A 14,073-nucleotide genomic window follows, 5' to 3' on the forward strand; every position below is an offset into this window, starting at 1 on the left:
CCACCCCGACGGCACTACCGGGCTAGCTCCTGGTGCTGAAGTAGGTCCGGACGTCCTCGACGAGCAGGTCGGGCACCTCGATGGCCGGGAAGTGGCCGCCCGCGTCGTACTCGACCCAGTGCTCGATCTCGTTGTTCGGGTCGACGATCGACCTGATGCCGGGGTCGGCGGCGAACACCGCGAACCCGGTCGGCGCGGCGGCCGCTGCCCAGGTGCCGGGCGCGTTCATCGACTCGTAGACGTACTCGGCCGACGACGCGCCTGCCTGGGTGAACCAGTAGATGCTCGCGATCGTCAGCAGCGCGTCGCGGTCGATGCCGAACGCGTGCGGGCTGTTCGGGTCGCTCCACTCCCGGTACTTCTCGGCGATCCACGCCAGCTGCCCGACCGGCGAGTCGTTGAGGGCGTAGCCGACGGTCTTCGGCCGGGTGGCCTGCACCTGCAGATAGCCGAGCCCGCTCGCGACGAACGCGTTGAACCGCTCGGCGCGGGCGACGTCCTTGCCGGTCAGGCCGTCCAGCGACACCGGGCCGCCGAACGGGTGCGGGCCGGGGCCGTTGACGTGCATCGCGACGACCGCGTCGCCGAGTCGCGAGATCGCGCCCGCGATGCCCGCGCCGACGTCGCCGGCCTGGATGCCGTAGCGGGTGTAGCCGAGCTGTTCCATGACGTGCGCGAACGCCTCCGCGGTGCGGGCGACCTCCCAGCCGTTCTCGGTGACCGGGCCGGAGAAGCCGAAACCGGGGATGGTCGGGACGACGACGTGGAAGTCGCGCGACAGCGGCTCGATCACGTCGGCGAACTCGGCGAACGTGGACGGCCAGCCGTGGATCAGCAGGAGCGGCAGCGCGGCCTCGCGGGCGCTGCGGACGTGGACGAAGTGGATCGGCTGGCCCTGGAAGTCGACGACGTGCTGCGGGAACTTGTTGAGCGACGCCTCGGCGGCGCGCCAGTCGTACTCGGTCGCCCAGTACTCGACGAGCTCGCGCAGCTCGGTGAGTGCCACGCCGCGGGTCCAGCCGTTGCCGGGGAGCTCGCGCGGCCAGCGGGTGTGGGTGAGCCGGGTGCGGAGGTCGTCGAGGTCCGCCTGCGGGATGTCGATGCTGAAGTTCTCCATGACCGCAACGCTATGATCCAATGCGGAAAGGTTCGTTCCGCATTGGGGAGCAGGATCGAAGAATGCTGGAAACTTCGGCGCGGCTGCTGCGCCTGCTCTCCCTGTTGCAGGCGACGCGCGACTGGACGGGCCCCGAGCTGGCCGACCGGCTGGGCGTGACGACCCGGACGGTGCGCAACGACGTCGACCGGCTGCGCAACCTGGGCTATCCCGTGCACGCCACCCCCGGCGCGGCCGGCGGCTACCGGCTGGGCGCGGGCGCGCAGCTGCCGCCGTTGCTGCTGGACGACGAGGAGGCCGTCGCGGTCGCGGTCGGCCTGCGCACGGCCGGGTCGGTGCACGGCGTCGAGGAGACCGCGGTGCGCGCGCTGGCGAAGCTGGAGCAGGTGCTGCCGTCGCGGCTGCGGCACCGGGTCGCGACGCTCACCGAGTTCACCGTGCCCGTGCCGGGCGGTCCGCGGGTGAGCGCGGACGTGCTGGTGGCGCTGGCGAACGCGTGCCGGGCGCACGAGCGGCTGCGGTTCGACTACGTCAAGCACGACGGCACCGCCGAGCGCCGCGAAGTCGAGCCGCACCGGCTGGCCCACGCGCGCGGCCGCTGGTACCTGATCGGCTGGGACGTCGAGCGCGGTGACTGGCGGACGTTCCGCGCCGACCGGGTCGAGCCGAGGATCCCGACCGGGCCGCGATTCACCCCGCGGGAGATGCCGGACCTGCCCGCCTACGTGACGCGGGGCCTCGCGACGGCGACGTGGCAGTTCCGCGCCACCGTGCGGGTGCACGCCCCGGCCGCGGTGATCGCGGCGAAGGTGCCCGCGGCCGTGGTCGAACCGGATGGCGAGGACGCGTGCGTGCTCACAGTCGGGTCGGACAACCCAGCGATGCTGACGCTCTACCTCGGGATGCTGGACGCGGACTTCGAGGTGACCGGGCCACCGGAGCTGGTCCAGGCCTTGGGAAAGACTGCTGACCGGTTCTTGCGCGCCATCGATACTGGGGAGCATGGGTAAGAGCTACGAGCGGATCGACGGCCGCCTGCGCGAGTTCATCGACAACCAGAAGATCTTCTTCGTGGCGACCGCGCCGCTCGCCGGTGACGGGCACGTCAACCTCTCGCCCAAGGGCCGGGCGGGCACCTGGCGGGTGCTCGACGAGCAGACGGTCGCGTACCTCGACTTCGGCGGCAGCCACGCCGAGACGATCGCGCACCTGCGGGAGAACGGGCGGATCACGTTGATGTGGTGCGCTTTCGACGGCCCGCCGAACATCGTGCGGGTGCACGGGCGCGGTGAGCCGGTGTACCGCGACGACCCGCGCTTCGCCGAGCTGGTGGCGGGCTTCGGTGACGCGGACGGGCCGGCGTTGCGCGCGGTGATCGTGGTGACGGCGGAGCTGATCAGCGACACGTGCGGCTTCGCGGTGCCGTTCATGGAGTACCGCGAGGAGCGCACGCTGCACGCCGAGTTCTTCGGGCGGAAGTCCGACGACGAGTTCCGCGCGTACTGCGAGTCCAAGGACTACAACGACACCTCGATCGACGGGCTGCCCGCGTTGCCGCTCCCGCTGCCGCCTCGTTAGCGCGACAGGAACCGGTCGAGCACCCGCACGCCGAACCGCAGGCCGTCGACGGGGACGCGTTCGTCGACGCCGTGCGCCATGGCGCGGTAGTCGAACCCGACCGGCAGCGACAGCGGTGCGAAGCCGTAGCAGTCGATGCCGAGCGTGCTGAACGCCTTGGCGTCCGTGCCGCCGCCCAGGCAGTACGGGACGACGACGGCCTCGGGGTCCTCGTCGGTGATCGCGTCGGCCATGGCGGTGAACCACGGCGAGTCGATCGGCGCCTGCACCGGCGGCTGATGTTCGAGGTACTCGCGCCGCACGTCCGGGCCGAGCAGCTCGTCGATGGTGGCGGTGAGCTCGTCGACCGTGCCGGGCAGCGTGCGCACGTCGAGCTGCGCGGTCGCGGTACCGGGGATGACGTTCACCTTGTAGCCGGCCTGCAGCATCGTCGGCGTGGTGCTGTTGCGGACGGTGTTCTCGACCAGCGTCGCGGCCGGGCCGAGGCGGGCGATGGTGCCGTCGACGTCGCTCAGGTCCACCTCGACGCCCAGCGCCTTGCCGGTGCCGACGAGGAACGCCTCCACGACGGGCGTCAACCGGATCGGGTGCTCGTAGGACGAGATCCGCGCGAGTGCCTGCACCAGCCGGGTGACCGCGTTGGCAGGGTTGCGGCGCGAGCCGTGCCCGGCGCGTCCGGTGGCGGTGAGCTTGAGGTGCGACGTGCCGCGCTCGGCCGCGCCGATCGGGTAGAGCCGCGTTCCGTCGACGTGGTACGAGAAGCCGCCGGACTCGCTGATCGCGGCCTGGCAGCCCGCGAAGTGCTGCGGGTGGTTCGTGACGAGCCAGTGCGCGCCGAACTCGCCCTGGTCCTCCTCGTCGGCGACGAACGCGAGCACGATGTCGCGGCGCGGCCGCCTGCCGGTCGCGGCCCACTCGGCCACGACGGCGATCGTCATGGCCGCCATGTCCTTCATGTCGACCGCGCCGCGGCCCCACACGTACCCGTCGCGGACCTCGCCGGAGAACGGGTGCACCGACCACTCGGCCGGGTCGGCGGGCACGACGTCCAGGTGGGCCTGGACGAGCAGCGCGGGCAGCTCGGGCTGGCTACCGGGGATGCGGGCGAGCACGTTGGTCCGCCGGGGCGCGGGCTCGAGCACGGTCGGGCGCACGCCCGCGTCCTCGAGGCGGGCCGCCACGAACTCGGCCGCCTCGCGCTCGCCCTCCGACGAGCCGCCGCCCCGGTTCGTGGTGTCGAACCGGATGAGCTGCGCGCACAGGTCCACGACGTCGGGCGTCCCAGGAGAAGTCGACACGCCCCAACCGTATATGGCGACGTTCCGTGGAATCTTAACTACCCGTAAATGCCTTCGACGGCGCCCGCCGCGATGGCCGTCACGATCTTGAACGCCTTCATCGCCTCGGTCATCGACGCCGCGTCGAACCCGACCCGGCGCGGGCCCGCCGGCTCGACCGTGGGGATCACGGCCGCGGCGTCGGCCAGGTGCGTCGCGTCGAACTCGACCTCGATGCGGTGCGCCCGCACCTCGCCGCGGCCGTGGCCGGCGCGGCTCATCGCCCGCCTGGCCGCCGCGGTGATCCGCTCGGCCGTGACCTGCGGCGGTGCGCAGATCGCCGCGTACCGGCTGACGCACTCCTTGACGACGGCGAGCTCGGCGTCCGGCGCGTAGTCCGCGGCGTCCTCACAGGTGCGGTCGTCACCGGTCACCAGCAGGACCGGCACACCGTGCTCGGCGGCGAGCGCGGCGTTGAGGCGGCCCTCGGAGGCGTGGACGCCGTCGAGCCACACGCCGGTGATCGAGTTCTCCAGGTAGGTGTGGGCGAGCACGCCCTCGGCGCCGGCCGCGGCGTGGTAGCCGAGGAACACGACGCCGTCCACGCCGGAGTCGACGCCCTGCATCATCGACAGCGGCTTGTGCCTGCCGGTGAGCATCCGTGCGCGGGTGTCGAGTTCTTCGAGCAGGAGGTTGCGCTGCGACGAGTGGGCCTCGTTGACGAGCACCTCTCCGGCGCCGCCCTCCGCGAGTCCCGCGACGCACGCGTTGACGTCGCCGGTGAACACCCGCCGGAACCGTTGCCACTGCTCGGTCCCCGGCACGACGTCCGCCGTCCACGTCACGCCGGTCGCACCTTCCATGTCCGCCGAGATCATGATCCGCACCCCGGTAACGTTACGACCGATCACTGGGGAGAGGGGTCTGAAATGCGGGCGAAAGTGCTCAGGCTGGCCGCTGCAATCATTGCGGTGACAATCACTTCACCATTTACCTCACCACCTTCGGCGATGGCGCAGGCGCAGCCGCCGGTCACGCTGAAGGTCGCGATCGTGCAGCAGATCGACTCGCTGAACCCGTTCATCGCGGTGTTCCAGTCGAGCACCGAGGTCGGGCGGCTGATGTACGACTACCTGACCGCGTACGCGCAGGCCGACCAGAAGGTCGTCGAGGGCGTCGCGAAGACGTGGGAGCCGTCGCCGGGCAAGCTGACCTGGACGTTCACCGTCCCGGACGGCAAGAAGTGGTCCGACGGCAAGCCGCTGACCGCGCGCGACGTCGCGTTCACCTACAACCTGATGCTCACCAACGAGGTCGCCCGCACCGCGAACGGCAGCTTCGTCGCGAACTTCGAGTCCGTGACCGCGACCGACGACCGGACGGTCGTGGTCAAGACCAAGGCGCCGCAGATCACGATGACCGCGCTGGACGTCCCGATCGTGCCGCAGCACGTGTGGGAGTCGGTCACCGACATCAAGAACTACGCCAACGACCAGGTCCCGGTCGTGGGCAGCGGCCCGTTCGTGCTCACCGAGTACAAGGCGGGCGAGTACATCAAGCTCAAGGCCAACCGCTCCTACTGGCGCGGCGCCGCGAAGTACGACGAGCTGCACTTCGTGTACTTCAAGAACGCCGACGCGGCCGTGCAGGCGCTCGCGAAGGGCGAGGTCGACCTGGTGAACAGGATGGCGCCCGCGCAGTTCGACTCGTTGGCGGACAAGGAGAACGTCACCCGCAACAAGGCGCAGGGCCGCCGGTTCAACGAGCTGCTGATCAACCCCGGCGCGCAGACGCGGACCGGGACGCCGATCGGTGACGGCAACCCGGCGCTGCGCGACGTGCGGGTGCGCCGGGCGATCGCCCGCGCGATCGACCTCGACGCGTTGGTGAAGCGCGTGAACGCCGGGTACGCGGAGGTCGGGACCGGGATCATCCCGCCGGTGTTCCCGAAGTACCACTGGGAGCCGTCGGCCGCTGAGCGCCGGACGTTCGACGCGGCGGCGGCGAAGGCCGAGCTGGACGCGGCGGGCTACCCGCCCAAGGACGGCGTGCGGCTGTCGTTGCGGCTCCTGGGCCGCGCCGGGCGCGCGTACGACGAGCAGGCGTCGGAGTACCTGAAGCAGTCGCTGGCCGACATCGGCATCAAGATCGACGTGCAGCTGGTGTCGGACGACCAGCTCAACCAGACGACGACGGCGGCGACCTACGACCTGGCGTTCAGCGGGTGGGGCACGAACGTCGACCCGGACTTCATCCTGGGCCTGCACACCTGCGGGCAGCGGCCGGGCGCGGACGGCACGGGTGGCACGACGGACTCGTACTTCTGCGACGCCGAGTACGACCGGCTCTACGCCCAGCAGCTGTCGGAGTTCGACGAGGCCAAGCGCGTGGAGATCGTGAAGGCGATGCAGGCCCGCTTCTACGACCAGGTGCCGTCGGTGGTGCTCTGCTACGAGAACGCTCTCGAGGCGTATCGCAGCGACCGGTTCTCTCGTTTTCCCGTTCAGCCCCAGACCGGTGGCGTCATCATGGCCCAGAACGGGGTGTGGGGTTACTACGGTGCCGAGCCCGCCGCGCAGTCCGCGTCGTCGGGTTCCGGTCGTTCGTGGCTGGGCATCGCGGCCGGAGGTGTCGTGGTGCTGGTCGCCGCGGGCGGCTGGTTCGTGGCGCGGCGGCGCAGGGCTACGGCAGAGGAGCGCGAGTAGGTGAGGATCGCGGGCAAGCTCGGCGGGGCCGTGGTCAGCCTCTCGATGGTCGTCGTGCTGGGGTTCTTCCTCTTCAGGGTGATCCCGGGTGACCCGGTCGTGTCGTGGACGCGCGGCCGGCCGACGACGCCGGAGATGCAGGCCGCGTTGCGCGCCGAGTGGGGCCTGGACAAGCCCCTGCCGCAGCAGTTCCTCGACTACCTCGGCAAGCTGCTGCGCGGTGACATGGGCACGTCGTTCACCTACAGCCGCCCGGTGCTGGACGTGATCTCCGAGCGCGTCGGGCCGACGCTGCTGCTGGTCGGCACGTCCACGCTCATCGCGGTGCTCCTCGGTCTGTGGCTGGGGATCCGCGGTGCGTGGCGGCGCGACAGCCGCTTCGACCGGGTGTCGACGGGCGTGGCGCTGACGTTGTGGTCGACGCCGACGTTCTGGCTGGGGATGCTGCTGATGATGGCGACCGGGGACCTGTTCCCGAGTCGTGGCATGCGGGACACGGACACCGCGCCGGGTTTCTTCTCGCAGGCAGTGGACGTGGCACACCATCTGGTGCTGCCGTCGGTGACGTTGATCGCCGTGGTGTACGCGCAGTACCAGATGGTGATGCGGTCGTCGTTGCTGGAGGAGCTGCACGCGTCGTACCTGACGACGGCGCGCGCGAAGGGGCTGCGCGACGACCTGGTGCGGCGCCGGCACGCGGTGCCGAACGCGCTGCTGCCGGTGCTGACCCTGGTGTTCCTGCACCTGGGGCTGGTGGTGGCGGGGGCGATCACGACGGAGACCGTGTTCACCTGGCCCGGTCTGGGGCTGTTGTTCTACGAGGCCCTGACCGGGCCGGACTACGCGTTGCTGCAGGGGTTGATGGTGGTGACGGCGGGTGCGGTGGTCGTGATGAACGTGTTCGCGGACCTGCTGTACCGGGTGCTCGACCCTCGGGTGCGTGCGGCGTGACGTCACTTCGGGCTCGTGAACGGGCCGTTGACTCGACTTGTCGTGGCACCGGACGCAACCTCGGACGTCCCGCAAAGAGGAAGCGCGGGGGGCGGGTCGCATGAGCGTGGTCTGGGATCGCCGCCGCACGGCGTGGGCGGCGGGGTGGCGGGCGTTCGCGGCGCAGCGCTCGGGAGTGGCCGGTCTGGCGCTGCTCGGGCTGGCGGTGCTGGTGGCCGTGCTGATGCCGCTGCTGACCGGAGCGGACGCGCTGAACGTGGCGCGCGTGGTGGCGCCCGCGTGGGAGCCGCCCGGCTCGGGGCACCTGCTGGGCACCGACCACACCGGACGGTCGGTGGCGCTGCTGGTGCTCAACGGCACCGCGGTGTCGCTGCTGGTCGGGCTCACCGCGGCCGGGTTGTCGGTGGCGATCGGCACGCTGATCGGGGTCACGGCAGGCCACTTCGGCGGGTGGTGGGGCGCGCTGCTGATGCGCGTCACGGACTTCTTCCTGGTGATCCCGGCGCTGGTGCTGGCGATCGCGCTGTCGTCGGTGCTGCCGCGCGGGATGGGCACGATCATCCTGGCGATCGCGCTGACGTCGTGGCCGTCGACCGCGCGGGTGGTGCGGGCCCAGACCCTCGCCGTGGAGGCGCGCCCGTTCGTCGAGCGCGCCCGCGCGCTGGGCGGCGGGCACCTGCACGTGACCGGCAAGCACGTGCTGCCCGCCGTGCTGCCGCTCGTGCTCGTGAACACCACGCTGACGGTGGCGTACGCGATCGTCGCCGAGTCGACGCTCGCGTTCCTCGGCCTCGGCGACCCGACGCGGCTGTCGTGGGGCTCGATGTTGCACCAGGCGCAGCTGCAGGGCGCGGTGTCGAAGGAGGCGTGGTGGTTCCTGCTGCCGCCCGGACTGGGGATCATCGCCGTGGTGCTGGCGTTCACCCTGGTCGGCCGCGCGCTGGAGACGGTGATCAACCCGAGGCTGCGGGGCTGAGTTCGATGCTGGAGTTGCGGGATCTCACCGTCCACTACGGATCGCGCGCCGCGGTGCGCGACGTGTCGCTGACCGTCGAGCGCGGCCAGACGCTCGGGCTCGCCGGCGAGTCCGGGTCGGGCAAAACGACGCTCGGTTTGTCGGTTTTGCGGCTTTTGCCGCGTTCGGCCGAGTTGTCCGGGTCTGTGCTGCTGGACGGCGAGGACGTCGCGGAGATGTCGTGGGGCCGGCTGCGCGCGGTGCGGTGGACGCAGGCGTCGGTGGTGTTCCAGGGCGCGATGCACGCGTTGAACCCGGTGCGCCGGGTGGGTGCGCAGATCGCGGAACCCATGGAGCTGCACGGGGTTTCGGGTTCGGTGGCCGAGCTGCTGGAGCAGGTGGAGCTGCCGGCGTCGAAGGCGCGCGCGTACCCCCACGAGCTCTCGGGCGGGCAGCGGCAGCGGGTGATGATCGCGATGGCGCTGGCGTGCGACCCGAGGCTGATCGTCGCGGACGAGCCGACGACCGCGCTGGACGTGATCGTCCAGGCGCAGGTGCTGGGGCTGATGCGGCGGCTGGTCGACGAGCGGTCGCTGAGCCTGTTGATGATCAGTCACGACCTGTCGGTGCTGACGTCCACGTGCGACGACCTGGCGGTGATGTACCAGGGCGAGATTGTGGAACGCGGCCGCGCGACGTCGGTGATCTCCTCGCCGCGGCACCCGCACACCGCGGCGCTGGCGGCGGCGTTCCCGACGATCGGCGCGCCCGAGTTCCGCTTCGCCGGGCAGGCGCCCGTCCGCGAGCCGCTCTTGCGCACGGAAGAACTTCAGGTGAACTTCGGCCCCCTGCGCGCGGTGGACGGGGTGTCGCTGGAGGTGGGTCGCGGCGAGATCGTCGCGTTGGTGGGGGAGTCGGGTTCAGGCAAGACGACGCTCGCCCGCACGATCATGGGCCTGCAGCGGCCGTCCTCCGGACGGGTGATCTTCGACGGTGCGCCGATCCCGCTGAAGGGCAAGGCGCTCAAGGCTTATCGGCGACAGGTTCAGCTCGTTTTGCAGGATCCGACTTCGGCGTTGAACCCGCGGCATTCGGTGTACGAGGCGGTGGCCGAGGGACTGCGCATTCACGCCATTCCTGGTGACGAGGAATCGCTGGTCACGGCCGCCGTCGAACGGTCGGAGCTGCGCCCGGCGGAATTGTTTCTGCCTTCCCTTCCGCACGAATTGTCCGGAGGTCAGCTGCAACGCGTGGTGATCGCCGGAGCACTCGCCCTGGGCCCGCGTCTGCTGGTCGCCGACGAGCCGGTCGCCTCGCTCGACGCCTCGGTGCGCGGGGAGATCCTGGCGCTGCTGCTCCGGTTGCGCGCCGAACTCGAGCTGGCAGCATTGATCATCACGCACGACCTGGGGCTGGCGTGGAACATCGCGGACCGGGTTGCGGTGATGTATCAGGGCCGGATCGTCGAACAAGGCACGGTGGAACAAGTGCTGTTGGACCCTCGTCACGAGTACACGCGCAAGTTGCTGGCCGCCGTGCCGAGCACCACACGCGCGTGATTCCGATCGAACACGCGCGTTATCGCGCGGCGCTGACGCCTGCCGAGATCGGCCGGGGCGGCGCGGACGGCTGGGTCGCCGTCGAGGACGTGCCGTCGCTGGCGTGGTTGTGCTGGAACGACCTCGGCAGGCCACCGGGCGTGCTCGGTGAACTGGCCGAGGCAACCGATCCCACGCACATCATGGAGCTGTGCCGGGTGCTGGCCGCCACGTCCACTGTGGACACGGCGGCGGTGTGGCGGTACTTGGCCGCGGACTGGTGCGGTACGGGCGAGCGGTCCGATGGGCGGCGGCGGTTCCTGCTGGACCGCGCGATGCGTGGTGAGGGCATGAACTGGCGGTCGTTCTCGGCGTTGATGGGCACCGACCGGCCAGAGGACGTGGCCGCGGCGTTCGCCCGCGACGAGCCGCTGGTCGGGGTGTCCGTGATCGGGCTGGCACTGTCCTATCCGGACCCCTGGCTCGTGCTGCCGTTCGTGGCGCGGGCGTTGGACCACAACCGGATCGAGGTGCGCGAGCACGGCGCCACGGCTTTGGCGCACGTGGCGCGGATCCACGGCGTGGTGTCCGCCGAGTGCCTCGCGGTGTTGAAGCGTCATCCGAACTCGGTCGCCGAAGACGATCTGTGGACGTTCATCCCGCATCGGAAGCTGCCGGTGTGGCTGTGGTGGCGGGTGCTGGTCTCCTGAACGTCGCGACCAGCAGGCCCGGTTCGGGCTCGATCGTGCCGGTGCGTTCGAATCCCTCGCGTGCGTAGAGCGTCGTGGCCGGGGTGTTGAGCGCTCCCGTGTGCACGACGGCCGCACGTGGCGGCAGAGCCCTGACGAGTCTGCGCGCGAGTCCTTTGCGGAAGTGGCCGGGGTCGACGCACAGCCGGTTGATGTCGAGCTCCTGCGCGTCCTCGTAGGCGACGAACGCGACGGGCAGCCCGTCGTCGCCGGGAACTCCCAGCCACGTCAGCGGCTGGGCGCGCATCTCGTCGAGCGTCTCGTGCAGCGGCGGGATGCTGTCCGCGCCGATGAGGCCGGCCTCGACCCGGTACGCCCGCTGCGCGACCTGGTGCACCCGCTCGGCTGTCTCGTCGTCGGTGACGTCGAGGTCCACCACGCCGGCCTCGCCGCTGACGGTCTTGATCGCGATCTGGTCGCGTTGCGCCCGCGCCCTGCGCACGGCGTCGGTGAACGCGGCGCGCGCACCGTCGTGGTCACCGCGTGCGGCGGCGATGCGGCCGCGCGTGAACTGGATGTAGCAGCGGGTCTGCTCGGGCCCGTACCACCCGGACGGGCACTCGTCCCACGCCTGGTCGCACAGCTCCGTCGCCTCGTCGAGGTGTCCGCGCCGCAGCGCGAGCTCGCCCATGCCGAGGTGGCAGTTGGCGAGCGACGCACTCGACCCGGCCTGTCGCGCGAGCCCGATGGAGCGCCGGTAGTCGGCTTCGGCGCCCGCGAGGTCGCCGAGCGTGGCCAGTGCCGTTGCTCGCACGCACAGCAGGTCGGCCAGGTCTTCGGCCGCGTCGAGCTCCTCGATCAGGTGCCGCGCCTGGTCCGCGCGCTCCACGGCCCGCTCGGGATGTCCGGTGAGCAGGGCGATCTCGGCGAGCTGCGCGAGACCGAGCGAGGTGCCCCACCGGTCGCCGACGGCCTGGAACTGCACGACCCCGTCGGCGAGCAGACGCTCGGCGGCCGTGATGTCCTGCTGCTGCAACGCCATCAACCCCTCACCGAGCCGCGCGAGCGCGAGGCTCCACGGGTCGGCGCCGAGCAGGCCGTAGCGGCGTTCCATGTGGTCCAGTCCGACGCCGGTGGGCGCGCCGGTCGCCATGCCCCAGATCATGGTCATGATCGGGTAGCGCGGCGGGGCGTCGAGCGCGTCGGTGAGCCGGGTGGTGAGGCGCATGCGGGCGGTCTGGTCGCCGGTCGCGACGGGCCACGCGATCAGCAGCGCCATCGCGTACTCCTCGGACATGCCGGGAACCGGGGTGTCGCCGGTGGCGACCAGGAGGTCGTCGGCGAGACGGGCCGCGTCCGTGCGCAGACCGCGGAACCACCAGTACGTGGTGAGCGCGGCGATCAGCTCGAGCGCGGTGCGGTGGTCGGCGGCGATGGCCCAGCGCACGGCGGCGGTGAGGTTGTCGTTGTCGCGGGCGAGCCGGTGCAGCCAGGTGAGCTGCTCGGTGCGGCGCAGGTGGGGCTCGGCTTCGCGGGCGAGCGCGAGGAAGTGCGCGGCGTGACGGGGCCGGATGTCCTCGCGCGCTTTGGCCGCGCAGAACGCGCGAATGGTGTCGAGCATGCGGTAGCGGTCGTCGCTGATCTCGACGAGGGACTTGTCGACGAGACCGGTGAGGACGTCGACGTCGGCCAGGCCGCACACGGCTCGGATGGCGTCGAGCGAGGCGCCGCCGGTGAACACGGTCAGCTGGGTCGCGAGGTCGCGCTCGGCGTCGTCGAGGAGGTCCCAGCTCCACTCGACCACGGCCTGCAGGGTGCGGTGGCGGGGTGCGGCGGTGCGGCTGCCGCGGGTCAGGAGGCGAAACCGGTCGTCGAGGCGCGTGGCGATCTCGGTGAGCGGGAGCGCGCGGGCGCGGGCCGCGGCGAGTTCGATGGCCAGCGGCATGCCGTCGAGTGCGGCGCAGATCGTGGCGACCACGCGGGCGTCGGGTTCGAGGTCCGGGCGGACGGCCAGGGCCCGGTCGATGAAGAGGCGGGCCGCGCTGGTGGCCTCCAGCGGAGGCAAGGGGCACAGCGTCTCGCCGGTGATGGCGAGCGGTTCACGGCTCGTGGCGAGCACACGCAGGTTCGGGCACCCGGCGAGCAGCTTCCCCACCACGGTAGCGGCATCCGCGATCACGTGTTCGCAGTTGTCCACAACCAGCAGGACAGGACGGTCGGCCAGTGCCGCGGCCAGCCGGTCGACGGCGTCGACCTGGCCTGCCGGGGAACGCAGGCCGGTCTCGCGGGCGCCGACCGCGGTCAGCACCGCCTGCGCCACCTCGGCACCTGCCCCGCCCCCCGCGCTTCCTCTTTGCGGGACGTCCGAGGTTGCTTCTGGTGCCACGACTGGTCGCGTGAACGGCCCGTTCACCGCACCGAGGTCGGCGAAGTACACCTCGTCAGGCCACTGACCTGCGGTTTCCACGGCGAGACGGGTCTTGCCCGCGCCGCCCGGTCCGGTGAGGGTCACCAGTCTGGCCTCGCCGAGCCACTTGGTGACGCGGCGGACCTCGTCGGTGCGGCCGACGAAACTGGTCAGCTGCGCCGGGAGGCGGCGGGGGCGTTCGGCGCGCAGGACTTCCAGGTGCGCGGCCGCCAGGTCCGGTGACGGGTCCACGCCCAGTTCCTCGGCGAGCAGGCGGCGGCCGGACTCGAACACCTCCAGCGCTTCGGCTTGGCGGCCGTCGCGGTGCAGGGCGTGCATCAACGCGGCGCGCAGGTTCTCGCGCAGCGGGTGCGCGGTGACCAGGTCGCGCAGCGCGGCCACGTCGCCTTCGACGGCGACGGCGTCGATGTGCAGCTCTTCCAGGCGGGCACGGGCCGCGGCGGCGAACGGGGTGTCCACATCGGCCAGTGCCGGGCCGCGCCACAACGCCAGTGCTTCGGCACCGCGGCCCTGGGCGACGAGCTCCGCGCAGAGCGAGGCGTCCACTGAGGACGGATCGGTGAGCAGGCGGTAGCCGGCCGGGCTGTGCTCGATCACGGCGCCGGGGAGCAGTCTGCGCAGGCGGGACACCTGGGACTGCAGCGCGTTGGCCGCGTTCGCGGGCAGGTCTGTTCCGTAGAGGCCGTCGATCAGACGGTCTTGGCCGACGATGCGGCCCGCGTCGAGGACGAGCATCGCCAGCAGGGCTCGCAGGCGCGGGGCGCCGATCGGGACGAGTGTCCCGTCGGCGAGCCGCGCCTCGAGCGGACCCAGTACTCCGAAACGCACCGGGCTG

11 protein-coding genes are annotated in these 14,073 nt (G+C 71.4%); 7 read left to right on the top strand and 4 right to left on the bottom strand.

Features of this window, described 5'->3' with window-relative positions; all coding sequences use genetic code 11:
- Nucleotides 1-22 precede the first annotated feature (22 nt).
- Nucleotides 23-1,117: an epoxide hydrolase family protein gene (locus tag FKR81_RS23895; protein WP_146354554.1), complete on the bottom strand. Its 1,095-nt coding sequence runs from the start codon at nt 1,115-1,117 to the stop codon at nt 23-25.
- A gap of 62 nt (nt 1,118-1,179) precedes the next feature.
- On the opposite strand from FKR81_RS23895, the gene FKR81_RS23905 reads away from it, so the two are divergent.
- Both FKR81_RS23905 and FKR81_RS23910 read left to right on the top strand, forming a co-directional pair.
- Entirely contained in the window at nt 1,180-2,127 is a 948-nt protein-coding gene (locus FKR81_RS23905) for a helix-turn-helix transcriptional regulator (RefSeq protein WP_186763139.1), read from the top strand.
- Entirely contained in the window at nt 2,120-2,695 is a 576-nt protein-coding gene (locus FKR81_RS23910; RefSeq protein ID WP_146354558.1) for a pyridoxamine 5'-phosphate oxidase family protein, read from the top strand. The genes FKR81_RS23905 and FKR81_RS23910 overlap by 8 nt, the downstream gene beginning before the upstream one ends.
- On the opposite strand, the gene FKR81_RS23915 is transcribed toward FKR81_RS23910, so the two are convergent.
- Both FKR81_RS23915 and FKR81_RS23920 read right to left on the bottom strand, forming a co-directional pair.
- Nucleotides 2,692-3,993 carry a M20/M25/M40 family metallo-hydrolase gene (locus FKR81_RS23915; protein WP_146354560.1) on the bottom strand — a complete coding sequence of 434 codons (1,302 nt, stop codon included), beginning with the start codon at nt 3,991-3,993 and terminating at the stop codon, nt 2,692-2,694. The genes FKR81_RS23910 and FKR81_RS23915 overlap by 4 nt on opposite strands.
- 38 nt (nt 3,994-4,031) lie before the next feature.
- The gene (locus tag FKR81_RS23920; protein ID WP_186763140.1) at nt 4,032-4,859 is read right to left on the bottom strand and encodes a M55 family metallopeptidase; all 828 of its coding nucleotides are present in this window, start codon (nt 4,857-4,859) and stop codon (nt 4,032-4,034) included.
- Nucleotides 4,860-4,982: 123 nt separating this feature from the next.
- Between FKR81_RS23920 and FKR81_RS23925 the strand changes: the two genes are divergently transcribed.
- From FKR81_RS23925 to FKR81_RS23945, 5 genes are all read left to right on the top strand, one after another.
- Entirely contained in the window at nt 4,983-6,677 is a 1,695-nt protein-coding gene (locus FKR81_RS23925) for an ABC transporter substrate-binding protein (RefSeq protein ID WP_235921729.1), read from the top strand.
- Entirely contained in the window at nt 6,678-7,628 is a 951-nt protein-coding gene (locus FKR81_RS23930; RefSeq protein WP_407936544.1) for an ABC transporter permease, read from the top strand.
- A 100-nt stretch (nt 7,629-7,728) separates the two neighbouring features.
- The gene (locus tag FKR81_RS23935) at nt 7,729-8,604 is read left to right on the top strand and encodes an ABC transporter permease (protein ID WP_146354564.1); all 876 of its coding nucleotides are present in this window, start codon (nt 7,729-7,731) and stop codon (nt 8,602-8,604) included.
- A gap of 5 nt (nt 8,605-8,609) precedes the next feature.
- Nucleotides 8,610-10,142, top strand: coding sequence for a dipeptide ABC transporter ATP-binding protein (locus FKR81_RS23940; RefSeq protein WP_146354566.1), 1,533 nt, complete (start codon nt 8,610-8,612; stop codon nt 10,140-10,142).
- Nucleotides 10,139-10,831 (top strand): hypothetical protein, encoded by a 693-nt coding sequence (locus FKR81_RS23945; protein WP_146354568.1) that lies wholly within the window; start codon nt 10,139-10,141, stop codon nt 10,829-10,831. Before FKR81_RS23940 ends, FKR81_RS23945 begins: the two co-directional genes overlap by 4 nt.
- On the opposite strand, the gene FKR81_RS23950 is transcribed toward FKR81_RS23945, so the two are convergent.
- Nucleotides 10,776-14,066, bottom strand: a complete 3,291-nt coding sequence (locus FKR81_RS23950; protein ID WP_146354570.1) for a GNAT family N-acetyltransferase — start codon at nt 14,064-14,066, stop codon at nt 10,776-10,778. The genes FKR81_RS23945 and FKR81_RS23950 overlap by 56 nt on opposite strands.
- Nucleotides 14,067-14,073 lie beyond the last annotated feature (7 nt).

The sequence above is a fragment of the Lentzea tibetensis genome (genome assembly GCF_007845675.1).
Lineage (GTDB): Bacteria > Actinomycetota > Actinomycetes > Mycobacteriales > Pseudonocardiaceae > Lentzea > Lentzea tibetensis.

What these genes read in the sequence shown, in the direction of transcription:
- FKR81_RS23905 (WP_186763139.1), top strand. Translation starts at nt 1,180, where the DNA reads ATGCTGGAAACTTCGGCGCGGCTGCTGCGCCTGCTCTCCCTGTTGCAG.
- FKR81_RS23895 (WP_146354554.1), bottom strand. Translation starts at nt 1,117, where the DNA reads ATGGAGAACTTCAGCATCGACATCCCGCAGGCGGACCTCGACGACCTC.
- FKR81_RS23940 (WP_146354566.1), top strand. Translation starts at nt 8,610, where the DNA reads ATGCTGGAGTTGCGGGATCTCACCGTCCACTACGGATCGCGCGCCGCG.
- FKR81_RS23925 (WP_235921729.1), top strand. Translation starts at nt 4,983, where the DNA reads ATGGCGCAGGCGCAGCCGCCGGTCACGCTGAAGGTCGCGATCGTGCAG.
- FKR81_RS23935 (WP_146354564.1), top strand. Translation starts at nt 7,729, where the DNA reads ATGAGCGTGGTCTGGGATCGCCGCCGCACGGCGTGGGCGGCGGGGTGG.
- FKR81_RS23910 (WP_146354558.1), top strand. Translation starts at nt 2,120, where the DNA reads ATGGGTAAGAGCTACGAGCGGATCGACGGCCGCCTGCGCGAGTTCATC.